The sequence below is a fragment of the Ruegeria sp. HKCCA5929 genome, from assembly GCF_013034525.1.
In the GTDB taxonomy this organism is placed as follows: Bacteria; Pseudomonadota; Alphaproteobacteria; order Rhodobacterales; family Rhodobacteraceae; genus Ruegeria.
This window is the reverse complement of the sequence record NZ_WQGE01000006.1, coordinates 67,992-88,751: the sequence shown is the minus strand read 5'-3', so window position 1 is coordinate 88,751 and position 20,760 is coordinate 67,992. Positions and strand designations below refer to the sequence as shown.

The window sequence follows — 20,760 nt, the reverse complement described above, 5'->3', positions numbered from 1 at the left end:
GAGTACAATCGCCCCAGCATTGTGGCTTCAGTAAGGCTGAGCTGTGAAACCTGAGTCACGGACCGACTGAAGACAGCGTTCGACTATTCGGAGTAGTGCATGAGACTTTAGCCCTTTGAATATGGGGAAACTCCGGTTTCTGGTCAGTTATGGCAGGAAACGGGCCAGTGCTTTATTGACTCATGCTGCACTGGCACAATAGGAGGGGCCGGTCCGGTTGCATGGGGCAACCAAGGCACCTTTCCCGATGGAGCACATTGAAATGTCTGAACTGCGTGAAACCGCGATGTCGTCCAAGGCCTGGCCTTTTGAAGAGGCGCGCCGGTTGCTCAAACGCTATCAGAAAGGTGCGCCTGAAAAGGGGTATGTGTTGTTTGAAACCGGCTATGGCCCTTCGGGTCTGCCGCACATCGGTACCTTCGGTGAGGTTGCGCGGACCACAATGGTAAAGCGTGCGTTCGAAGCGCTTTCTGACATTCCGACCAAGCTGATCTGTTTCTCGGATGATTTGGACGGGATGCGGAAGGTGCCCAGCAATGTGCCGAACCCGGAGATTCTGGAGCAGCATTTACAGCGCCCTTTGACCTCGGTGCCGGATCCGTTTGGTGAATATGACAGCTTTGGCGCGCATAACAACGCCATGCTGCGGCGTTTCCTAGACACATTTGGGTTTGAGTACGAATTCTACTCGGCCAAAGAATTCTATGAGTCCGGGCAGTTTGACGAAATTCTCAAGCGTGCGGTTGAACGCTATGATGAGATCATGACGATCATGCTCAAGAGTTTGCGGGAAGAGCGCCAGCAGACCTATTCGATTTTCCTGCCGCTGCACCCTGAAAGCGGGCGGGTCATGTATGTGCCGATGAAAAAGGTCTGTGCTGAAACATACACCGTGACCTTTGACGATGAGACAGGCAAGGAATGGACCGTTCCCGTCACCGGGGGCCATGTGAAGCTGCAATGGAAGCCGGACTTCGGCGCGCGCTGGGCAGCCCTGGGTGTCGATTTCGAGATGTACGGCAAAGAGCACGCGACGAACGAAAAGATCTATGACTCGATCTGCCGTGCGCTTGGCGGCCGTGCGCCCGAGCATTTCAGCTATGAGCTGTTCCTGGATGAAAACGGTCAAAAAATCTCGAAGTCGTCCGGCAATGGCGTGTCGATTGACGAATGGCTGACCTATGCGCCAACCGAGAGCTTGGCGTATTTCATGTATCAGAAGCCCAAAACGGCCAAGCGGATGCATTTTGATGTGATCCCGAAAGCTTACGATGAGTATCATCAGCAGTTGCGTGCCTATCCGGGGCAGGATCTGAAGGCGCAGTTGAACAACCCGGTCTGGCATATCCATGGTGGTGACGTTCCTGAATCGACGCTGATCGTGCCCTTTGCGATGTTGCTGAATCTCGCATCCGTATCGGGGGCGGAGGACAAAGAAACGCTATGGGGCTTTATTCGCCGCTATGCGCCCAACGCAACGGCCGAGAGCCACCCTGACCTGGATCAGGCGGCTGGGTTCGCTGTGCGTTATTTCAACGACTTCGTCAAACCGACGCGCAAGCACCGCGCACCGACGGATCAGGAACGCGAGGCACTGGAGGCACTGAAGGCTGCGCTTGAAGCCTATGATGGCCCCACCGAGGATGAGGCGCTGCAGTCGGTGGTCTATTCGATCGGGCGCGAGCGGTTTGACCCGATGCGCGGCTGGTTCACAGCCCTTTACGAAGTGCTTCTTGGCGCGTCGCAAGGTCCGCGTTTCGGGGGGTTCATCGCGCTGTATGGTGTGCCGGAAACAATTGCTCTGATCGACAAAGCACTGGCCGGAGAGCTGGTCTGATTTGACCTGAACAGGTCTGGGGCTACCCTATCTGCAGGAGGTGGCCCCATGCGTCGATTATTGCTTGCTCTTTCCTTGAGTGCCGGACTGGTGTCGGGGGCGTATGCCCAAAGTTCTGAAATCGAAGCGAACATCGCGGCGCAGATACAAGCCTTCAAGGCTGATGATTTCGCAACGGCCTTTACTTTTGCCAGCCCCAACATTCAGCGGCTCTTTCAAAATCCGGACAACTTTGGAGCAATGGTCCGCAATGGGTATCCCATGGTTTGGCGACCTGCTTATGTACGCTTTCTGGAACTGCGCGAGATTGCCGGGTCATTGTGGCAGAAAGTCATGATCACCGACGGCGATGGGCGCGTTCACATTTTGGACTACCAAATGATCCCTTTGGAAGGTGGTTGGAAAATAAATGGCGTTCAATTGTTGGGTAACGCTGACCCTGCGGCTTGAGGCAACACCACCGTCACGGTGAGATGAGCCGTAGTTAATTCCCTTTCGGTATCCAGACTTTCGCGTTCGGGGTGGACCTGAACACGGGGTTTGGACGCGTCGCATGACCTGCGCGACGCGATTGAGAAAGGGATTTCAATGAACAAGGCAATCACTGACGGCATCGTGTTCATGCCACCTCAATTCGCGAATGGCCTGACAGTCTGGTCTGCCGGGGACGGGACTCCGGGCTCGCCGACCTATGGCGGGTCCGGCACAGGGGTTTTTGCGCCTTCGGATGCGGATTTTGGTGGCTGTCTTGAGATTCTGAAAGTGAACACAACACAGCAGCTGCGCTATATGGGGCAGACGCCTATATTGCCCGGTTGTTACCTGCAGATCAAAGCGCGTGTCAAAGCGATTAGCGGGCCATTGCCTTCGGTGCGGATTGCCGCTTGGGCCGGGGGTGCAGGGGATGCACATGTTGCAGGCGTTGTGGAGCAGGGTCCGGCAACTCAGCTATCGGGTTATGGTTCAGTGCATGAAATTACGGCGATAGTTGGCACCGGCCAACGTCCGGGGGTGGATTTGCCTTGGGGTCTTGCCGCGTTGTATGGCCATTTCGGCTTGGACATCGAAGGGGCCAACGGTGCCCTGGTGCGCGTGGATGATCTTGAGATATCCGACGTCACCAATGTCTTCCTTCGTGAAATGATCAGTCTGGTGGATGTTCGGGATTATGGCGCGGTCGGTGATGGTGTTACGGACGACTCCACCGCGTTTGAGGCCGCAGATCAGGCCGCTGGCGGGCGTCGCGTCTATGTTCCGCAGGGAAACTACTATCTTGGGGAAAACACCAGTATGACCTCTGAGATGGAGTTTGAAGGCACCGTTACGATGCCGGATGACAAGATGCTGTTGCTGACCAAAGACTTCCATCTGCCAAGTTACATTGCGGCCTTCGGTGATGAAGAGCTTGCTTTCAAAAAGGCGTTTCAGGCGTTGCTGAATAACGCGGATCATGAATCGCTTGACCTGGGCGGTCGCAAAATCTCGGTAACGGCTCCGATTGACATGGCCGCAGCGGTTCCGAACAAACAAGGCTTTTCCACCCGCCGCGTGATCCGCAACGGTCAGTTCGATGTCAAGAGCAGCACGGCCTGGGATACCGAGACCTTCACATCGGTGGCAACCTATGATCCTTCGGACCGAACGCGACTGACCAATGTGGCCAATGTGGCGAATATTCCTGTGGGTTCGTTGGTGCAGGGCAGTGGTGTGGGCCGCGAAATCTATGTGCGGTCAAAGAACGTTGGTGCTGGTGAGATCATCCTGAACGCGCCAATCTATGATGCGTCGGGCACGCAGACGTTCACGTTCCACGCGTTCAAATACCTTCTGGATTTCAGCGGCTTCAATACACTGCGTAAATTCGGCATGGAGCAGATCGAGTTTCAGTGCAACAGCAGATGCAGCGCCATTCGGCTGGCGACTTCGGGCGGCACATTCCAGTTGAAAGATTGTTTTGTCAGCCGCCCGAAAGACCGGGGGATCACCTCGATTGCGACAGGGTGCAAGGGGATGTTGATCGACAATTGTCAGTTCCTGTCGGCGGAAGAATCCTTGCCTGTGACGGATCGATCGTCAATCGGGCTGAACACCAATTCGAACGACGTGAAACTGCGCCACAACCAGGCCGTGCGCTTTAAACACTTTGCCGTTCTGGGCGGTGACAACAACATGGTTCTCGGTAATCATTTTTTCCAAGGTGATGGCATTCCGCAAGGCGTACGCACCGCTGGGTTGATCATGATCGGCACGTATAACAGTTCCACTATTGCCGAAAACTATGTCGACAATTGTTTTATCGAATGGACCAATGAACGGGATGCCTCACCCGCTTTCACCAGCGGGTTCTCGTTCAGCGCAATGAGCATCACGGACAATATCTTCTATTCAAGTCAGGCGCCGTCCTGGTTCAGCTTTATCATTATTCGTCCATATGGGGCCGGGCATTTCCTGAATGGTTTGGTTGTAACTGGAAACAAGTTTCGGGCCACTAGTGGTTCGATAGATCGGGCGGAAAGGGTGAGTAAGACCTTTGCCGATTTGAATAACAATAGACACACGAATGTGACGTTCCAGAACAACACCTATCACGGCGTCACAAAAAAGGCGGCGCACCCTCTGAGGGTCCGGCGTCAGCAAAACTCAGTCGCAAGTTTTTGGCCAGTTTCGTCGAACGGAGAACTGCCGTTCAATGGCAAAGCGCGTAGTTGCGACAGTATTACCGTGCTCTGGGGGCTTACAGGTATTTTCAATAATCAGGTTTTTGCAGCACCTCACGTTTTGCCCGAGCAGGGGGCTCTGGGTGCTGATCTGACCCTGAGATGGCCTGAACAGGTTAAAGGCCAAGTTACTGCATTGATTCGGATGGACCAATGAACACAGGAGTGGCCGCTCTGATTGGAGCGGCCAATTCTTCGTATCGGGCTTGACACAACTCGTATCACGTTGCGGGGCTGGCAGGAAAAAGGCGACGTTTTTGTTGGGTGTGCTAGGCTGAGGAAAGCAAATGGAGAATCCCGATGCCGAAAATCGCCAAAGATGCCAGTGTTCAAACAGTTATCACAACCTTCGAAATGACGCCGGGTACTTGTCAGGACCTTTTGGAAGCCTTGACCGACGCTTATGCCGAATTCATTTCCAAGCAGCCGGGTTTTGTTTCCGCAGGGCTGCATGTGAACGACGCGCAAACCCGAATCGCCAACTACTCGCAATGGGAACGGCGCGAAGATTTTCTGGCCATGTTGCGGACGCCTGAGATGCGCGACCGCAACCGCAAGATCAACGAACTATGCAAAAGCTTTGAGCCGGTCATGTATGACGTGGCGGAGACATTCTGAAATTCCTGACCTGAATCAAAGCCTGCAGTATTAATTTGTTTCAAAGTGAGCCTGCAAAACGGAGGCTCACGCTATGTATCACAACATTCTTGTCCCCATCTCATTCGATGCTGAAAGAGACACCTCCGGGCCTTTGAAACTGGCTCAACTGTTGGCCACACCAGACGCGCAGGTGACATTGCTGCATGTGGTCGAGCATATTCCGAACTATGCGATTTCGTATATGCCGCCCGAATACCTGACCGAAGCACGCAAGGCGATTCAGACGGAATTGGATGAATTGGCAGCGCAGTTGCCAAATGCGCGTGGATTGGTGATCGAAGGACACTCTGGCCGCACAATTCTGGATTGGGCCGAAGCCAACTCTCCCGACCTGATCATCATGGCGTCGCATCGACCGGGCATGCAGGATCTGCTGCTGGGTTCAACTGCTTCACATGTCGTACGACATGCTGGGTGTGCTGTGCATGTGGTGCGCTGAACGTCAGAAATCACTTGCTGTCAGGCGATAGGCTTTGCCAAAACCGCCGTTCTGCAAACCATCCTGGATGGTGAACCTGACAAAACTGAAATCGGCGAAATCGATATACAGTTTTGCCTTAGGCCGCAGGCTCAGATACCGCTCACGCAGCAGGGCATACTCTGGCATGTCCCGGTTTACCCACTGCGCAACAGCGTGAAGTGTCAGACGGGGATGGGTCAGCGGGTCGCCCTTTTCTTCAGGCTCTCCGACCAGAAGGGCACAATTCGGGTTGGCGTTCAGGGCTTGGGTGTGTTCGGCCAGTGACGAGATCAGCGTGACAGGGCAGCCATCTGTGTCCGTGGCCAATGCGATACGGGACAGTGTTGGCAAACCCGTCTGAGGGTGCAAAACCGCCAGTGCAGCAAACTGCGCCTGCATCAAAAGCTCTCTGGCCTGCGCGCGGACCGTTTCGTCCGGGGTTTGGTAGGGACTGGTCACGGTTTGGCGATACCTCGCAATCAGGGTTTCGCAGTGACACTAGAGTGTAAATCGGCGGCCCGCCAACCTTTCGATCCGATTGCCTCGGCTTTGCCACATATCCATCGTAAGACCCAGGCATGCTGTTCAAGAAACCCATGCAGGACGCGCCTGACCTGAACCCAAGATCAACCCGCCGACACCAGCGGGCCGAGGCCACGCGTCGGCAGGCACTGTCTCCGGTACGCATACTGATCATGGTACTATTGCTGCCTCTCACGACTGTGCTGATCGCGGTGGGCGTTTTCATTCGGGTGTCCGAGTATAATCGGGATGAGGCCGTGATCCACCTGATCGCGCTGGCAGGGTGTGACGCGACGCAGGCCATGGGGATCGGGCCGTTCCGCGAAGGTCAACCGGGGTATCACACGCGCAATGACCCGGACGGAGACGGCGTTGCCTGTGGGTTTGCCGAGACGCCTGTACCGCAGGCCGCGCAATCTGAAAGCCGCCCAGAGCCGCAACAACGTGCGGTCGGTAACGCCAAATTCGTGCGCCCATAGCGGGCAAAGAAAACCCGTTCAGGACAAATGCGCGCCTGCACAGGTGCGAAAGATACGCACCTGCGGCGCTGCATCGATCAGGGGGAACTCTGCAATCCCATCTTGCGTGAATGCATAGGCGACTTGGTTGTACTCCAACCCATCCAGCACATTGCCAAAGCCGGTATCTGTCACCGTCAACGCGGACCCTCCGTCGGACAAGACATGGCGTGGGGTGGCGATTTCGATGGGGTTTCGTCCTTCGAACCGCATTGCAAACCACGGGGACTGAGCCCAGACCTGATCTTTCCGGGTGACCGTCAGCGTATAAAGCGGCGCGGACGGGTCATAGGTCAGAAAAATTGTCGCCGCACCTGTGTCATGCGACAGCGTGCAGATATCGCCCACCGTCGCCTCCCACGCGAAGGCCGGGGTGGCAAAGATCAGAGAGGTCAGGATTACACGCATGAGAGGGGATGTAGCCGCTGAACAGGGCAAGACAAGGCCCCGGGGACGCTGGGCTGCAACCCTGAAGTGTCAGAGGCTTGCGCGCAGTGAGGCGCGTGGTTGAAAATGGCCGAAAATCCTGCGTATCAATCTGAGATTTCAAGCCCCTGTGCTAGGATGCGCGCGGCGTAGCTGTTCTGGCTGCGCCACATGACAGTTCTGTCACGTGAGGGAGGAAAGCAATGTTTGCACGTATTACCCAATTCAAAATGAAGCCCGGAACGCGCGAGGCCGCCACGGCAAAAATGAACGAATTGAAATCCGAGATCATGGGCATGCCCGGCATGCATTGCTTTACCAACGTGATGAACGAGGACGGATCGGGCTATGTGATCTCGGTGGTGGAAAGCGAAGAGACCTCGAACGCAAACGCGCCCAAAGTGGCCGAGCTGTGGGGCCATTTCGCCGAGTTCATGGAAGGCCCGCCCTCACCGGTTGGGTACGACGTGATTGCCCATTGGGATAAGGGGTAAAGGCTAGGGCGGGGAGTTACCCGCCCTTTGTTTTGGTTGGGCAGGATGTTCGGGTTCGTCAGTACAACCGTTTGGACACGCAGTTTGGGATTTCAAAGGTGGAAAAGCGAGCGCTGGGTTGCGAGTTTGAAGTTCAGGCATTCGATCTCGAGGGTGTAGGATGAGTGATTTCACCCATCAATGTTCGCCACTGAAGAAGATGGGTGCGAGCACCCATCCTACGCTTGCTAGGAGGGACTAGTCGTTTTTGTCCAAAATAGATGACTTTCCAATAGCTGCAAGCGCAGCTCCAACTCCCCCAGAAAGAAGAAGTTCTTTCAGTCGGGAAATTCTTTCTGGGGACAAGTACAACCAACTCTCCGGGGCTAAAAAGTGAAAAAACAGTACAAAGAAAGAGGCAATTACCAAGATTGCAGCACTAAACATGAACGCCCTAAGTATCCAAGATGCCAACCCATCCACAGCATCTTGCCGAGCCAACTTCTTAAATTTTGTTTGCGTTTCTTCACTCTTGATGTCCAAACCAAACGCAAACGCAGCAGCTTCGCTTTCCGCCTGATCATCGTCGGAAGCAACCGGTGCATTTTGTTTTGGAATTACAAATTCTTCTTCAGGCTGCCCGTTTTTCCCTGAGCTCATCAAAATGCCTTTTTATTACTTCATCGGGAATTGCAGCATTACGCGACTTACTCCATGCTTCCTCCCATGGAGTGCCGGGTTGGTGTGTCAGCGCTGAAAGTTGGACACCGTTGAATTTCTTGTATGTGTTGAAAACTGAACGCAGCAACTTGTCGGTCTGCGGATCGACTTTCTGACGACCAAACATCTCAATACCTCTTTCAGGTACTTCCTGAACTGGGCTTGCTCTGTACTGTTTGGTCGCGTGGTATAGCTCAGGATATGCAGGCCCATATTGCCATGCCTGTACGTCTTCGGAGATCAGAGGCTGCCCAAGAAAAGCCAAGTGCCAGCCGTGCGACAAATACGTCAACTTCAAAAGCTCAAGCGGAGTCAGCGAACGGTCTTCGCCGTTCGCGATCTCAAGAATTCGCCGAGCGATCGCTGTTGATGCATACGTCATAAGTTGCCTCCTGACTTCTATATAATTTCTGTCAAGCTATTTTGATAGAGATAACAGGCAAATTATCTTTTCCGCCTCTTCACATTCCCACCCCGCTGCCCCGGCCTGCCAGCCGTTGACCGTCCGCGCGACTTCACCGCGTCTTCCGAGGCTTTCTCGACCGCCCATTGCCGCGCCATGGGGTCGTCGGCGACGGCCAGATCGACCGCTTCCAGACGTTTGATCTCATCCCGGATATTGGCAGCCTCTTCGAATTCAAGGTTTTCGGCGGCCTTGCGCATCTTCTCGCGCAACCCGTCCAGGTGCGCTTCCAAATTCGCGCCGTGCATCGGTTTGTCGATGGTGGCGGTGACGCGGTTCATGTCGACGTCGCCTTCGTAGAGACCGGCCAGAACGTCCTCGACATTCTTTTTCACCGTTTCGGGCGTGATGCCGTGTTCCTCGTTATAGGCAAGCTGTTTGGCGCGGCGGCGGTTGGTTTCGTTCAGCGCGCGCTCCATCGAACCGGTGATCTTGTCAGCATACATGATCACCCGGCCATCGGCATTCCGCGCGGCGCGGCCGATGGTTTGTACCAGAGAGGTCTCGGACCGCAAAAAGCCCTCTTTATCCGCGTCCAGAATGGCGACCAACCCGCATTCGGGGATGTCGAGCCCTTCGCGCAGCAGGTTGATGCCGACCAGCACATCGAACGCCCCCAACCGCAGATCGCGCAGGATTTCGATGCGTTCCAGCGTGTCGATATCCGAGTGCATGTAGCGGACTTTGATGCCCTGTTCGTGCAAATATTCGGTCAGATCCTCGGCCATGCGTTTGGTCAGCGTGGTGACAAGTGTGCGGAAGCCGTTGGCGGCGACCTTACGCACCTCGTCCAGCAGGTCATCGACCTGCATGGAGACAGGGCGGATCTCGACCTCGGGGTCCAGCAGGCCGGTGGGGCGGATGACCTGTTCGGTGAAGACGCCGCCGGTTTGTTCGATCTCCCACTTGGCGGGGGTGGCCGAGACGAAGACGGATTGCGGGCGCATGGCGTCCCATTCCTCGAACTTCAGGGGGCGGTTGTCCATGCAGGACGGCAGGCGGAACCCGTGTTCAGCCAGCGTGAATTTACGCCGATAGTCGCCCCGGTACATGCCGCCGATCTGCGGAACGCTGACGTGGGATTCGTCGGCAAAGACAATGGCGTTGTCGGGGATGAATTCGAACAGGGTCGGGGGCGGTTCACCCGGAGCGCGGCCGGTCAGATAGCGCGAATAGTTCTCGATCCCGTTGCAGACGCCAGTAGCCTCGAGCATTTCCAAATCGAAATTGGTGCGCTGTTCCAGCCGTTGAGCCTCTAACAATTTGCCTTCGCCCACCAGTTGGTCCAGCCGGATGCGTAGTTCCTTTTTGATCCCGATGATCGCCTGCTGCATCGTGGGTTTCGGCGTCACGTAGTGCGAGTTCGCGTAGACGCGCACCTGCTCCATCGTCGCGGCGCGTTCGCCGGTCAAAGGGTCGAACTCGGTGATCTGTTCCAGTTCCTCGCCAAAGAACGACAGTTTCCAGGCGCGATCCTCAAGGTGGGCGGGCCAAATTTCCAGTGAATCGCCCCGCACCCGGAACGAACCGCGCTGAAACGCCTGATCGTTGCGGCGGTATTGCTGGGCGACCAGATCGGCCATCACTTGCCGCTGGTCGTATTCATTGCCGACCTTCAGATCCTGCGTCATCGCCCCGTAGGTTTCGACCGAGCCGATACCGTAGATGCAAGACACTGACGCCACGATGATCACATCGTCACGTTCCAGCAGCGCCCGCGTGGCCGAGTGGCGCATCCGGTCGATCTGTTCGTTGATCTGGGATTCTTTCTCGATATACGTGTCGCTGCGCGGAACATAGGCTTCGGGCTGGTAGTAGTCGTAATACGAGACGAAGTATTCCACTGAGTTTTCGGGGAAGAAGCCTTTGAACTCTCCGTAAAGCTGTGCCGCCAGTGTTTTGTTCGGTGCAAGGATGATGGCTGGGCGCTGGGTTTCCTCGATCACTTTGGCCATGGTGAATGTTTTACCCGTTCCCGTCGCACCTAGCAGAACCTGATCGCGCTCGCCGTCCAATACGCCGCCAGCCAGTTCCCTGATAGCCGTTGGTTGGTCACCTGCCGGGTTGAACTCGGTGTGCATTACAAACTGCTTGCCGCCTTCCAGTTTCAGGCGGGCGCGCACGTCGTCGGCGGTCAGTTGGGTCTTGTGGGAATGGGCGTAAGGCATCGGCAGGCTCCGCAGTCAGACCCCTACATTTGTTCTTATTTTGTCCGTCTGCAAGGGCTGATCCGGATTCATTGCGCTCTCCACAGTCGGATGCCATGCGGTTGGTGATTCATTGTGATGTCCCAGCGTTTGATAGGTCTCTGATTTATCCCGGGCCAATGACAATTTCTGACATTAGGTCGCGGGCAACAGCCGCGACAATTGCAATCTTGCCCCCGGACGCTCTCTGACGCATAAACGGCTCAGCCAAGTGAGTACGGAGAGGCGACATGCGCGCACGGATTTACCAGCCTTCGCGAAACGCGATGACTTCGGGGATGGCCAAAACCCGCAAATGGGTTCTGGAATACGCCCCGACCTCAGCGCGTGAGGTCGATCCGCTGATGGGCTGGACATCGTCCAATGACACGCAGACACAGGTGCGCCTGAAATTCGACACCAAGGAAGAGGCTTTGGACTACGCCAAGGACAACGGTATCGAAGTGCAGGTCAGCGAGCCGCACAAGCGCAAACCGAACCTGCGTGCCCGTGGCTATGGCGAGAATTTCGCCACCGACCGGCGCGGCCCCTGGACCCACTGAATGATTGAGATTCGCAGGACCGATCCAACCTCGGACGCCCTTCGCGCCGTGGTGGACGCGCATTTTGCTCATAGCGAAACGGCAGGTCCTGCCGAAAGCAACCATACAATGGACGCCGAGTCGCTGGCCGGGCCGGGGATTCGGTTCTGGGCGATTTATGAGGGTCAGCAACCTTTAGGGTGTGGCGCGATGAAGATGCTGCCCGACGGAACCGCCGAGGTGAAGTCAGTGCATATTCTGGCGCAGGCGCGGGGCCGTGGTTTGGCGCGGCTGATGATGCAGCACTTGGCAGACTTGGCACGTGCCGAGGGGATTGAGGCCCTGGTTCTGGAGACCGGAGCAGCCCATCTTTCCGAATATGAAGCCGCCCGCAAGCTCTATGAGACATTGGGATATTCCTATTGCGGCCCGATCTTTGGCTATCAGGACGACCCAAACAGCGCCTTCATGCGCTTGGCCCTTGAACCCGGACAATAAAAACCGCAAGAAGGGCGCAGCGGTCCCTTAGCTCAACTGGATAGAGCAGCTGACTTCTAATCAGCAGGTTGAGGGTTCGAGTCCTTCAGGGATCGCCATCTTCATACGAAACACTTGAAACCAATGAAGCGCGCAGGCTCGTTTTGCTCTGTCGCCAAAACGACTCGTTGTTTCGTTGGGTGCGGGCATGTTTTTGAAGCCACCATGCGGCGGGTTGATCAGCACAGGTATCGGAAAGTTTAAGGGGCTGGACGAGGGGGTCATGCCAGCCCCTTTTAAGGGGTCACAGAGTGGTAGTGTGTGTGTTCCTTAATTGAAACCTACCCTGATTCACCGCGTTCGGAAATTGGGGGATTCCCGTAGACGCGCAAATGCGCGGAATTCGGCGCGTGGTGTATCATCGGAAGACCACGGTAGACCTTGTTTGGAGACCTCTTCGCAAGGGGCGTCGCAAAGATTTCTGATCCGTTGAAAAAAGATATTGCAACCGGTTGCAAACAGAATCATTGTTACGTCCAACAACTAGATTCGGGAGAGCTGCATGTTGAAGGTTGGTTTGCTGGGCGCCGGACGCATCGGACGGGTACATGCGCAGGCCATTTCGGCCCACCCAAACAGCAAGCTCTGTGCTGTTTCAGACGCAGTGCCAGAAGCGGCAGAAAGCCTTGCCGGCGAATACGGGGCGCAGGCGCGTGGGTCGGACGAGATCATTGCAGACACCCAAATTGATGCTGTTCTGATCGCAACGCCAACCGATACGCATTCTGACTTGATTGAAGCTGCCACAGCCGCAGGCAAAGCCGTATTGTGTGAAAAGCCTGTTGATCTGAGCCTGGAACGTGCTGCGCAATGTCTAAATGCTGTGTCCGGGCGGGGTAAGCCTGTGATGATTGGGTTTAACCGCCGGTTCGACCCCAATTTTTCGGCGTTGAAAGCAGGTTTAGAGGCGGGTGAAATCGGCAAAGCAGAGCTGCTGTCGATTACCTCGTTTGACCCGGCACCGCCTCCAGTCAGCTATGTCAAAGTGTCGGGTGGGCTGTTTCGGGACATGATGATCCACGATTTCGACATGGCAAACTATCTTATGGGCGAGGTTCCGGTTGTCGTTACTGCCGTCGGGTCGTCTCTTGTAGATGCCGAGATTGGCGCGGCTGGTGATGTGGATACCGCTGCGGTGACAATGACTTATGCAGATGGTCGTATTGCTGTTATCAAGAACTCGCGCCGTGCGGCCTATGGATATGACCAGCGGGTCGAGTTGCTGGGTTCAGGCGGATTGCTGCAAGCGCAGAACATGCTGGAAAATACGGTGGTCAAATCGACAGCAGAGGGCGTTGTCGGGGCAAAGCCAACCTATTTCTTTCTCGAACGTTACATGCCCGCTTACAAGGTGGAATGGGCCGCGTTTGTCGACGCTGTTGTGAACGGTTCAGAGGTTCCTGTTTCGTTGAAAGACGGTGTTGCCGCGCTTGCCATGGCCGAGGCCGCGACTCTGTCGATGCAATCCGGACAACCGGTTCGGATGGAAGAAATTTTGAAACCGGTTGCAAAATGATCGAAATTCTTCAAACTTACGTCAGCTCGGTTTTTGTGCCGCAGCCAATCAGATTCGGCACAGCCGGATGATCGGGGTTGGTCCCCCGACTTAAGATCAGACTGAAATCATGGGAGGAAACTGAAATGAAGAAATTTGTGAAAGGCGCGCTAGCTGCAGGGGCTTTGGCCCTAGCGACACCTGCGTTTGCACAGGAAATCGTGGTCGTATCGCACGGCCAGGCCAACGACGCATTCTGGAACGTTGTGAAAAACGGCGTCGAGCAGGCTGGTAAGGATGTCGGCGTGAACGTCGAATACCGCGCACCAGAAACTTTTGACATGGTGGCGATGTCGCAGTTGATCGATGCTGCCGTGAACCAGGAGCCCGACGGCCTGATCGTCTCGATCCCGGATGCGGATGCGCTTGGCCCGTCAATTGAACGTGCCGTAGCTGCCGGTATCCCGGTGATCTCGATCAACTCGGGTTCGGACGTTTCGAAAGATCTGGGTGCTTTGCTGCACGTTGGTCAGGACGAGTTTGACGCGGGCAAAGCTGCAGGTTCCGAGCTGGCATCGATGGGCGGCAAAACAGCAATTTGTGTGAACCACGAAGTCGGCAACGTTGCGCTGGATCTGCGCTGTGCAGGTTTCGCGGAAGGTTTCGGCGGTGACGTCGAAGTGCTGCCGACCTCGAACGACCCGTCGGAAATCGAGTCGAAAGTTGCTGCGGCTCTGGCTGCAAACGAAGCCGTCGATACCGTGATGGCGCTGGGTGCAAGCTCGGCCGGTGAACCGACCGTTGCCGCAGTCAAAGCCTCGGGCCGTGATGTGAATGTTGCCTCCTTCGACCTGTCGGCGAACTTCCTGCAGTCGATCGCGGACGGTGACGCCGCCTTTGCCATCGACCAGCAGCAGTATCTGCAAGGGTATCTTGCAGTGAACTTCATGGGCCTGCACGCCAAATACGGCCTGATGCCTGGTGGTAATGTTCCTTCAGGTCCCAACCTGGTGACTCAGGAGAAGGCCGCTCAGGTGATCGAACTGTCCTCGCAGGGCATTCGCTGATCCATACCGGAACCTGAATAAACTGGGGCGGCGCAGCAGCGCCGTTCCAACCCAAATGGGAGGAAACGATGAGTGACTCAGCTCAAGTCGCCGGGGACGAAAGGGTCAAAAAAGAACCTTTCATGACCAAACTCATGAAGCGGCCCGAACTCGGTGCGATGGCCGGTGTCGTGCTGGTGGTAATCTTTTTTGCTATCACAGCAGACGACTCGATGTTTACCCTGGCCGGGATCATGAATTTCATGACACCTGCCGCGCAGTTGGGAATTCTGGCCATCGGTGCCGCGCTTCTGATGATCGGAGGGGAGTTTGACCTGTCCATCGGCTCGATGGTGGCGTTTGCGGGCCTGTTCTTTGGCGTCTGTGTGGTCACTTGGCAGTTGCCACTGATCGTTGCGATCCCAATGACTTTTGTTTTCGCAGCATTTGTCGGGGCGATAAACGGAAACATCGTGATCCGATCAGGTCTGCCGTCCTTCATCGTGACGCTGGCTTTCCTATTCATTCTGCGCGGTCTGTCGTTGGTTGGCTTGAAGGCCGCCACCGGAGGATCGACCCAGTTGCGTGGCGTTCGTGACGTGGTTGAGAACGACTGGCTGGCTCCGTTCTTTTCAGGCGAGGCTTTCGGCGGCCTGTTTACCTGGCTGGCCGAGAAAGGCATGATCGAAACCTTCAAAAGCGGTGCGCCTAAAGTGCCCGGAATTCCGGTCGAAATCCTGTGGTTCATCGTGCTGGCGCTTGCAGCAACTTACGTGCTGTTGCGTACCCCGGCAGGGAACTGGATTTTCGCGTCGGGCGGCGACAGCACGGCGGCGTCAAACTCTGGTGTGCCGGTGAACCGGGTCAAAGTTTCGCTGTTCATGCTGACCGCCTGCTGTGCCGCACTGGTCGCCATCATTACCGTAATCGACGCTGGTTCGACCGACGCACGTCGTGGGTTCCAGAAAGAGTTTGAGGCGATCATCGCAGCCGTGATCGGCGGCTGTCTGCTGACCGGCGGTTATGGCTCGGCCATTGGCGCGTTCTTTGGCGCGATCATCTTCGGTATGGTTGTCATCGGACTGACCTATACGGACTTCGATCAGGACTGGTTCCAGGTTTTCCTTGGCGCGATGCTGTTGATTGCGGTTCTGTTCAACAACGCGATCCGTAAACGCGTAACCGGGGAGCGTTGATATGACCGAAGATACCAAGTTCCACCACGGCGATGCGGCGACTGATGTGGCGCCCATCGTGGAAATGAAGAACATCGAAAAGCACTTTGGCAACATCATCGCTTTGGCAGGCGTCAGCTTTGACGTCAAACCGGGCGAATGTCATTGCCTGCTTGGCGACAACGGTGCAGGGAAATCGACCTTCATCAAGACCATGTCGGGCGTGCACAAACCCACCAAGGGCGAGATCTTCTTCGAAGGCAAACCGCTGCATTTCGACACGCCTCGGGATGCGATGGAGGCGGGCATTGCGACCGTTTTCCAGGATCTGGCGATGATCCCGCTGATGAGCGTCACGCGCAACTTTTTCATGGGGCGCGAACCGACCAAGGGCAAAGGCCTGATGAAGCGGTTCGATGTCGAACAGGCGAATGATGTCTGCATGGAAGAGATGCGCAAAATGGGCATCAACCTGCGTGGGCCGGATCAGGCCGTGGGCACTTTGTCAGGTGGCGAGCGGCAGACCGTCGCCATTGCTCGTGCCGTGTATTTTGGTGCCAAGATTCTGATCTTGGACGAACCGACCTCGGCCCTTGGGGTGCGTCAAACCTCGAATGTTCTGGCAACCATCGACAAGGTGCGCAGCCAGGGGGTTGGTGTGGTCTTCATAAGCCATAACGTGCGCCACGCTTTGGCAGTGGGTGACCGGTTTACCGTGCTTAATCGCGGCAAAACGCTGGGTACGGCGACCCGTGGTGAGATTACCCCTGAACAGTTGCAGGACCTGATGGCCGGTGGTCAGGAAATGGCCGAGCTGGAAGGGTCTTTGGGCGGTACAGTCTAAACTTTGAACACCCGGATGCCCTTTCGAGGGCATCCGAACGGGCGGTGACACCTGAGCTCACACTCAATTCAGGCTTGAGGCATTAGCCTGACATCTTCGTAAAAAAGCAACCTGTGGGCCGCTGGCAGCGGTTTCAAGTTGAAAGGGATCATGATGAGCAAGACAGTCCGACTGACCGCGGCGCAGGCTCTGGTGCGTTATCTTGGGGCGCAGATGAACGAGGCCGGAGAGCCCTTTATCGCAGGTGTCTGGGCCATTTTCGGCCATGGCAACGTTGCCGGTTTGGGTGAGGCGCTGCATGGTGTGAAAGACAGCCTGCCCACCTATCGTGGCCATAACGAACAGACCATGGCGCATTGTGCGATTGCCTATGCCAAGCAACTGGGCCGCAAGCGAGCGATGGCTGTGACCTCGTCGATCGGGCCGGGGGCCACCAATATGGTTACCGCTGCCGCTCTGGCCCATGTGAACCGCCTTCCGGTTTTGCTACTGCCCGGAGATGTGTTCGCAACGCGTGGTCCTGATCCGGTTTTGCAGCAACCCGAAGTGTTTTCGGATGGAACCATCAGTGCAAATGACTGTTTCAGACCGGTCAGCCGCTATTTCGACCGCATCACGCGCCCGGAACACCTGCTGACGGCTTTGCCGCGCGCCTTCCGTACTATGACGGACCCGGCGGACTGCGGTCCGGCCACCTTGGCCTTTTGCCAGGATGTACAGGCCGAGGCATATGATTATCCCGAAAGCTTCTTTGAGCCTCGCGTCTGGTATCAGCGTCGCATTCGCCCGGATGAGGGTGAGCTGGCGCGGGCTGTGGCGGCAATCAAGGCGGCCAAACGCCCTGTGATCGTCGCGGGTGGCGGCGTGCATTATTCGGACGCAACCGCCGCGCTGCAAAGTTTTGCCGAGGCGCACAACATCCCGGTGGCCGAAACACAGGCGGGGAAATCCGCATTGGCATGGGATCATCCGCTGAACCTGGGGCCCATTGGTGTCACGGGTGGCGAACCCGCCAACGACATCTGCGCCGAGGCTGATCTTGTGCTGGGCGTTGGTACTCGATTTCAGGATTTCACCACCGGGTCTTGGGGCTTGTTCGCCAACCCCGAGCGTGAACTGATCAGTCTGAACACCGCAGCTTATGACGCCGAAAAGCACGGCGCAATGCCGCTGCAATCCGACGCGCGCGTTGGTTTGGGAGAACTCACCGCAGCGTTGGGTGACCACCGCGCGCCAGATCTGCCTGCGGTGCTGAAAACCGACTGGTTTGGCAAGGTTGATGCGCTGACCGATGCGCCAAAAGACAGCAATGCGCTGCCGACGGATATGCAAGTGATCGGTGCGGTGCAGCGGGCCGCCAATGAAAACACCGTGGCGATGTGTGCCGCAGGTACGATGCCGGGCGAGCTGCACAAGCTGTGGAAAGCACCGCGCCCAGGGGCCTATCACATGGAATACGGTTTCAGCTGCATGGGTTATGAGATTGCGGGTGCCATGGGGATCAAGATGGCCCAGCCGGAACGAGATGTGATCTGCTTTACCGGTGACGGCACTTACATGATGGCGAACTCCGAAATGGCGACGGCAGCGATGATGGGGATATCCTTCACCGTTGTTGTCACCGACAACCGCGGTTTCGGCTGCATCAACCGCTTGCAGATGGGCACGGGCGGGGCCGAATTTAACAACCTTCTCGACCACACAGTCCACGAAACGGCTTCTGCCATCGACTTTGCGGCCCATGCGGCAGCGATGGGGGCGACCTCGGTCAAGGTCAGCTCAATTTCCGAGCTTGAGGACGCGCTGGCCAAACGCAGCGACGTCAAAGGCCCTTACGTTGTGGTGATCGACACCGACCCGTACCCCTCGACCGAGTATGGCGGAACGTGGTGGGAAGTGGCTGTGCCCGAGGTCAGCATCCGACCTGAAGTGAATGAAAAACGCGCGGCCTATGAGGTCGCCATCAAGGAAAGAAACACGAAATGAGCGTGAAGATCGGTATCTCTCCGATTGCGTGGCAGAATGACGACCTGCCGGATTTGACTGCGGCCTATACGATGGAACAGGCGCTGAAAGAAGCGCGCGAGATTGGCTATACCGGCGTCGAGCGTGGCCAGCGGATGCCCGGCGACACCGAAGGCTTGCGCGCCTATCTGGACGCAAACGACATCGCGCTTTGTGGCGGTTGGTGTTCGGGCGCAACCTTGGTCAACGACTTTGACGCCGAGGTTGCCGCTGTTCGTGAGCAAGTAGAGCAGTTTGTTGCACTGAACAGCCCGTGCATCGTTTATGCCGAATGCTCCAACACCGTTCAGGGGCAGATCGGCACGCCGGTCAATGCCCGCCCCAAATTGTCCAAAGACGAGGTTCTGGCCTATGCCGCCAAGCTGAGTGAGTTGGCCAAGTGGAAGGCTGATCAAGGTATGCCGATGGCATATCACCATCACATGGGCACGATCATCGAAAGCGAGGATGAGGTGAACTGGCTGATGGAGGGGTCAGGCCCCGAACTGAAGCTGTGTTTCGATACCGGCCATTTGCTGTTCGGTGGTGGCGATGTGATGGCCACGCTGAACCGCTGGGGTGATCGCGTACATCACGTTCACTTCAAGGACATCCGCCCTGATGTTGTGCAAGACACGCGTGAGAACAACCGCAGCTTCCTGGATGCAGTGATCGCAGGAGCCTTCACCGTGCCTGGCGATGGCTGCATCGATTTTCAGGCCGTCGCAAATGCATTGAAAGCGATGGATTACAACGGTTGGATCGTGGTCGAGGCAGAACAGGACCCTGCCAAAGCGCCGCCCTACGAGTACTCCAAAATGGGCTACGACCACATCGTCGAAGTTTGCGGCAAGGCAGGTTTGGAGATCAGCACTTAAATCACCGCCCCACGGGGCAACACCGAAGCCATGAGAGAGGAGTATGTCATGGTGCATCAAGAACTTGGGTATGTCGGCTATTTCGACCGGGAATCCTGCGATCTGGATGAATTCAAGGTGCTGACCTCGCAAAACTTGACAGCCGATGCGGTTCCTCATGCCGTAGCGGTGGAAAAGAACGTGCCTGTCTACGACATGGACGTGTTGCGCACTGCGTTGACAGATGCCGATCAGCGAAAGTCCCTTCTGGCAGAATGGGCAAGGGTTCTGGGCAAATCTGCTGGCGTGATCGTTCTAAAAGGTGCCTATGCAGATACTTCGGTGATCGACCGGGCAAGCGACGTCTTCCGCGAGATCATCGAAGAAGAGCGCGAGGGCGCTGGCGGCGAGGGCGATCACTTTGCTGCGTCGGGTGCCAATGACCGGATCTGGAATGCGCTGCAAAAACAGTGCCTGCGTGATCCGGAAGGGTTCGCACTCTATTTCGGCAATGCTGCAGTTGCAGCGGCGTGTGAGGCGTGGCTGGGGCCGAATTACCAGATGACCGCGCAGGTCAATCAGGTGCGTCCGGGCGGCAAAGCACAGCAAGCGCATCGGGATTACCATCTTGGGTTCCAGAATGCGGACAGCGCAGCGCGGTATCCGGCGCATGCCCATCACCTGACGGCTGCGCTAACCCTGCAAGGTGCAGTGGCGCATTGCGATATGCCGGTCGAAAGCGGGCCAACCAAGCTGCTACCATTTTCGCAGCTTTACGCGCCCGGATACCTCGCCTTCCACGACCCCGCGCACAGGGACCATTTCGAGCAGGCCTACATCCAGTTGCCACTGAACAAGGGCGATGCGGTGTTCTTCAACCCCGCGCTTTTCCACGCAGCGGGGGAAAACAGCAGCAACGGCATTCACAGGATGGCCAATCTGCTTCAGGTGTCGTCAGCTTTCGGGCGCGCGATGGAAGCCGTCGACCGTGCCGCCATGTCTCAAGCGGTGTTTCCTGCACTTGCGGCCTTGAAACAACGTGGTGATCTGAGTGCCTTGGAAATCGAAGCTACGATCGGAGCAACCGCCGAGGGCTATCCCTTTCCAACCAACCTCGACACCGACCCGCCGGTTGGTGGCAATGCGCCGGACAGCCAGGCCGATATCCTGCGCCGCGCTGTGTCAGAGGGATGGAGCGAGTCGGAATTGGCCGATGCTTTGTCAGCCTTGCTTAACAGACAGGCCGCATAAGGCCCAATCGGGCGGGTCGTTGAGCCC

General features: G+C 56.5%; 21 protein-coding genes and 1 tRNA gene. 17 read left to right on the top strand and 5 right to left on the bottom strand.

From position 1 onward, the window contains the following. Positions 1–262: 262 nt before the first annotated feature. The 5 genes from GOV90_RS15060 (at position 263) to GOV90_RS15040 (ending at position 5,653) form a co-directional block, all read left to right on the top strand. A complete protein-coding gene (locus GOV90_RS15060) occupies positions 263–1,837 on the top strand; it encodes a lysine--tRNA ligase (protein ID WP_171093515.1) in 1,575 nt (524 codons plus the stop codon). A 48-nt stretch (positions 1,838–1,885) separates the two neighbouring features. Next, positions 1,886–2,287, top strand: a complete 402-nt coding sequence (locus GOV90_RS15055) for a DUF4864 domain-containing protein (protein ID WP_171093513.1) — start codon at positions 1,886–1,888, stop codon at positions 2,285–2,287. Positions 2,288–2,425: 138 nt separating this feature from the next. Further along, entirely contained in the window at positions 2,426–4,711 is a 2,286-nt protein-coding gene (locus GOV90_RS15050; RefSeq protein ID WP_171093511.1) for a glycosyl hydrolase family 28-related protein, read from the top strand. Between the two features lie 143 nt (positions 4,712–4,854). After that, on the top strand, positions 4,855–5,172 hold the full coding sequence (locus GOV90_RS15045) for an antibiotic biosynthesis monooxygenase (protein ID WP_171093509.1): 318 nt from the start codon (positions 4,855–4,857) through the stop codon (positions 5,170–5,172). Positions 5,173–5,245: 73 nt separating this feature from the next. Further along, positions 5,246–5,653 (top strand): universal stress protein, encoded by a 408-nt coding sequence (locus GOV90_RS15040; RefSeq protein WP_171093507.1) that lies wholly within the window; start codon positions 5,246–5,248, stop codon positions 5,651–5,653. Positions 5,654–5,656: 3 nt separating this feature from the next. Here the strand turns inward: GOV90_RS15040 and GOV90_RS15035 are convergent, their stop codons facing one another. Then, positions 5,657–6,133 carry a pyridoxamine 5'-phosphate oxidase family protein gene (locus GOV90_RS15035; protein ID WP_171093504.1) on the bottom strand — a complete coding sequence of 159 codons (477 nt, stop codon included), beginning with the start codon at positions 6,131–6,133 and terminating at the stop codon, positions 5,657–5,659. A 119-nt stretch (positions 6,134–6,252) separates the two neighbouring features. Here GOV90_RS15035 and GOV90_RS15030 point away from each other — a divergent pair, with 119 nt between their 5' ends. Continuing rightward, positions 6,253–6,675, top strand: a complete 423-nt coding sequence (locus GOV90_RS15030; protein ID WP_253284749.1) for an excalibur calcium-binding domain-containing protein — start codon at positions 6,253–6,255, stop codon at positions 6,673–6,675. 18 nt (positions 6,676–6,693) lie between these two features. Here GOV90_RS15030 and GOV90_RS15025 read toward each other — a convergent pair whose 3' ends face one another. Further along, the gene (locus tag GOV90_RS15025; protein WP_171093502.1) at positions 6,694–7,122 is read right to left on the bottom strand and encodes an excinuclease ABC subunit B; all 429 of its coding nucleotides are present in this window, start codon (positions 7,120–7,122) and stop codon (positions 6,694–6,696) included. Between the two features lie 221 nt (positions 7,123–7,343). On the opposite strand from GOV90_RS15025, the gene GOV90_RS15020 reads away from it, so the two are divergent. Then, the gene (locus GOV90_RS15020) at positions 7,344–7,634 is read left to right on the top strand and encodes a hypothetical protein (RefSeq protein ID WP_171093500.1); all 291 of its coding nucleotides are present in this window, start codon (positions 7,344–7,346) and stop codon (positions 7,632–7,634) included. Positions 7,635–7,871: 237 nt separating this feature from the next. Here the strand turns inward: GOV90_RS15020 and GOV90_RS15015 are convergent, their stop codons facing one another. The 3 genes from GOV90_RS15015 to uvrB all read right to left on the bottom strand — a co-directional run bounded on the left by GOV90_RS15015 (position 7,872) and on the right by uvrB (position 10,964). After that, positions 7,872–8,273, bottom strand: coding sequence for a hypothetical protein (locus GOV90_RS15015; RefSeq protein WP_171093499.1), 402 nt, complete (start codon positions 8,271–8,273; stop codon positions 7,872–7,874). After that, entirely contained in the window at positions 8,245–8,715 is a 471-nt protein-coding gene (locus GOV90_RS15010; protein ID WP_171172867.1) for a Panacea domain-containing protein, read from the bottom strand. The genes GOV90_RS15015 and GOV90_RS15010 overlap by 29 nt, the downstream gene beginning before the upstream one ends. Before the next feature lie 62 nt (positions 8,716–8,777). Further along, positions 8,778–10,964 carry an excinuclease ABC subunit UvrB gene (gene uvrB, locus GOV90_RS15005; protein WP_171093496.1) on the bottom strand — a complete coding sequence of 729 codons (2,187 nt, stop codon included), beginning with the start codon at positions 10,962–10,964 and terminating at the stop codon, positions 8,778–8,780. A gap of 269 nt (positions 10,965–11,233) precedes the next feature. On the opposite strand from uvrB, the gene GOV90_RS15000 reads away from it, so the two are divergent. The 10 genes from GOV90_RS15000 to GOV90_RS14955 all read left to right on the top strand — a co-directional run bounded on the left by GOV90_RS15000 (position 11,234) and on the right by GOV90_RS14955 (position 20,733). Next, positions 11,234–11,545, top strand: a complete 312-nt coding sequence (locus GOV90_RS15000) for an ETC complex I subunit (RefSeq protein ID WP_171093494.1) — start codon at positions 11,234–11,236, stop codon at positions 11,543–11,545. Further along, positions 11,546–12,022, top strand: a complete 477-nt coding sequence (locus GOV90_RS14995; protein WP_171093492.1) for a GNAT family N-acetyltransferase — start codon at positions 11,546–11,548, stop codon at positions 12,020–12,022. A 21-nt stretch (positions 12,023–12,043) separates the two neighbouring features. After that, a tRNA-Arg gene (locus tag GOV90_RS14990) sits at positions 12,044–12,120 on the top strand. 443 nt (positions 12,121–12,563) lie between these two features. Then, entirely contained in the window at positions 12,564–13,577 is a 1,014-nt protein-coding gene (gene iolG / locus GOV90_RS14985; RefSeq protein ID WP_171093490.1) for an inositol 2-dehydrogenase, read from the top strand. Between the two features lie 125 nt (positions 13,578–13,702). Beyond that, positions 13,703–14,623, top strand: a complete 921-nt coding sequence (locus GOV90_RS14980; RefSeq protein ID WP_171093488.1) for a sugar ABC transporter substrate-binding protein — start codon at positions 13,703–13,705, stop codon at positions 14,621–14,623. Positions 14,624–14,691: 68 nt separating this feature from the next. Then, positions 14,692–15,798, top strand: a complete 1,107-nt coding sequence (locus GOV90_RS14975) for an ABC transporter permease (protein ID WP_171093486.1) — start codon at positions 14,692–14,694, stop codon at positions 15,796–15,798. A 1-nt stretch (position 15,799) separates the two neighbouring features. Next, positions 15,800–16,621 (top strand): ATP-binding cassette domain-containing protein, encoded by an 822-nt coding sequence (locus GOV90_RS14970; RefSeq protein WP_171093484.1) that lies wholly within the window; start codon positions 15,800–15,802, stop codon positions 16,619–16,621. Between the two features lie 153 nt (positions 16,622–16,774). Next, positions 16,775–18,607 carry a 3D-(3,5/4)-trihydroxycyclohexane-1,2-dione acylhydrolase (decyclizing) gene (gene iolD, locus GOV90_RS14965; RefSeq protein ID WP_171093482.1) on the top strand — a complete coding sequence of 611 codons (1,833 nt, stop codon included), beginning with the start codon at positions 16,775–16,777 and terminating at the stop codon, positions 18,605–18,607. Then, positions 18,604–19,503 (top strand): myo-inosose-2 dehydratase, encoded by a 900-nt coding sequence (iolE, locus tag GOV90_RS14960; protein WP_171093480.1) that lies wholly within the window; start codon positions 18,604–18,606, stop codon positions 19,501–19,503. Before iolD ends, iolE begins: the two co-directional genes overlap by 4 nt. Positions 19,504–19,551: 48 nt before the next feature. After that, a complete protein-coding gene (locus GOV90_RS14955) occupies positions 19,552–20,733 on the top strand; it encodes a phytanoyl-CoA dioxygenase family protein (RefSeq protein ID WP_171093479.1) in 1,182 nt (393 codons plus the stop codon). The last annotated feature ends 27 nt before the right edge of the window (positions 20,734–20,760 follow it).

Bases quoted from the DNA above. Each gene is read 5' to 3' on its own strand.
- GOV90_RS15030 (WP_253284749.1), top strand. From the start codon at position 6,253: ATGCTGTTCAAGAAACCCATGCAGGACGCGCCTGACCTGAACCCAAGA.
- GOV90_RS15040 (WP_171093507.1), top strand. From the start codon at position 5,246: ATGTATCACAACATTCTTGTCCCCATCTCATTCGATGCTGAAAGAGAC.
- GOV90_RS15055 (WP_171093513.1), top strand. From the start codon at position 1,886: ATGCGTCGATTATTGCTTGCTCTTTCCTTGAGTGCCGGACTGGTGTCG.
- GOV90_RS15020 (WP_171093500.1), top strand. From the start codon at position 7,344: ATGTTTGCACGTATTACCCAATTCAAAATGAAGCCCGGAACGCGCGAG.
- GOV90_RS14955 (WP_171093479.1), top strand. From the start codon at position 19,552: ATGGTGCATCAAGAACTTGGGTATGTCGGCTATTTCGACCGGGAATCC.
- GOV90_RS15000 (WP_171093494.1), top strand. From the start codon at position 11,234: ATGCGCGCACGGATTTACCAGCCTTCGCGAAACGCGATGACTTCGGGG.
- iolE (WP_171093480.1), top strand. From the start codon at position 18,604: ATGAGCGTGAAGATCGGTATCTCTCCGATTGCGTGGCAGAATGACGAC.
- iolD (WP_171093482.1), top strand. From the start codon at position 16,775: ATGAGCAAGACAGTCCGACTGACCGCGGCGCAGGCTCTGGTGCGTTAT.
- GOV90_RS14995 (WP_171093492.1), top strand. From the start codon at position 11,546: ATGATTGAGATTCGCAGGACCGATCCAACCTCGGACGCCCTTCGCGCC.
- GOV90_RS14980 (WP_171093488.1), top strand. From the start codon at position 13,703: ATGAAGAAATTTGTGAAAGGCGCGCTAGCTGCAGGGGCTTTGGCCCTA.
- GOV90_RS14975 (WP_171093486.1), top strand. From the start codon at position 14,692: ATGAGTGACTCAGCTCAAGTCGCCGGGGACGAAAGGGTCAAAAAAGAA.
- GOV90_RS14970 (WP_171093484.1), top strand. From the start codon at position 15,800: ATGACCGAAGATACCAAGTTCCACCACGGCGATGCGGCGACTGATGTG.
- GOV90_RS15050 (WP_171093511.1), top strand. From the start codon at position 2,426: ATGAACAAGGCAATCACTGACGGCATCGTGTTCATGCCACCTCAATTC.
- iolG (WP_171093490.1), top strand. From the start codon at position 12,564: ATGTTGAAGGTTGGTTTGCTGGGCGCCGGACGCATCGGACGGGTACAT.
- GOV90_RS15025 (WP_171093502.1), bottom strand. From the start codon at position 7,122: ATGCGTGTAATCCTGACCTCTCTGATCTTTGCCACCCCGGCCTTCGCG.
- GOV90_RS15015 (WP_171093499.1), bottom strand. From the start codon at position 8,273: ATGAGCTCAGGGAAAAACGGGCAGCCTGAAGAAGAATTTGTAATTCCA.
- uvrB (WP_171093496.1), bottom strand. From the start codon at position 10,964: ATGCCTTACGCCCATTCCCACAAGACCCAACTGACCGCCGACGACGTG.
- GOV90_RS15060 (WP_171093515.1), top strand. From the start codon at position 263: ATGTCTGAACTGCGTGAAACCGCGATGTCGTCCAAGGCCTGGCCTTTT.
- GOV90_RS15045 (WP_171093509.1), top strand. From the start codon at position 4,855: ATGCCGAAAATCGCCAAAGATGCCAGTGTTCAAACAGTTATCACAACC.
- GOV90_RS15010 (WP_171172867.1), bottom strand. From the start codon at position 8,715: ATGACGTATGCATCAACAGCGATCGCTCGGCGAATTCTTGAGATCGCG.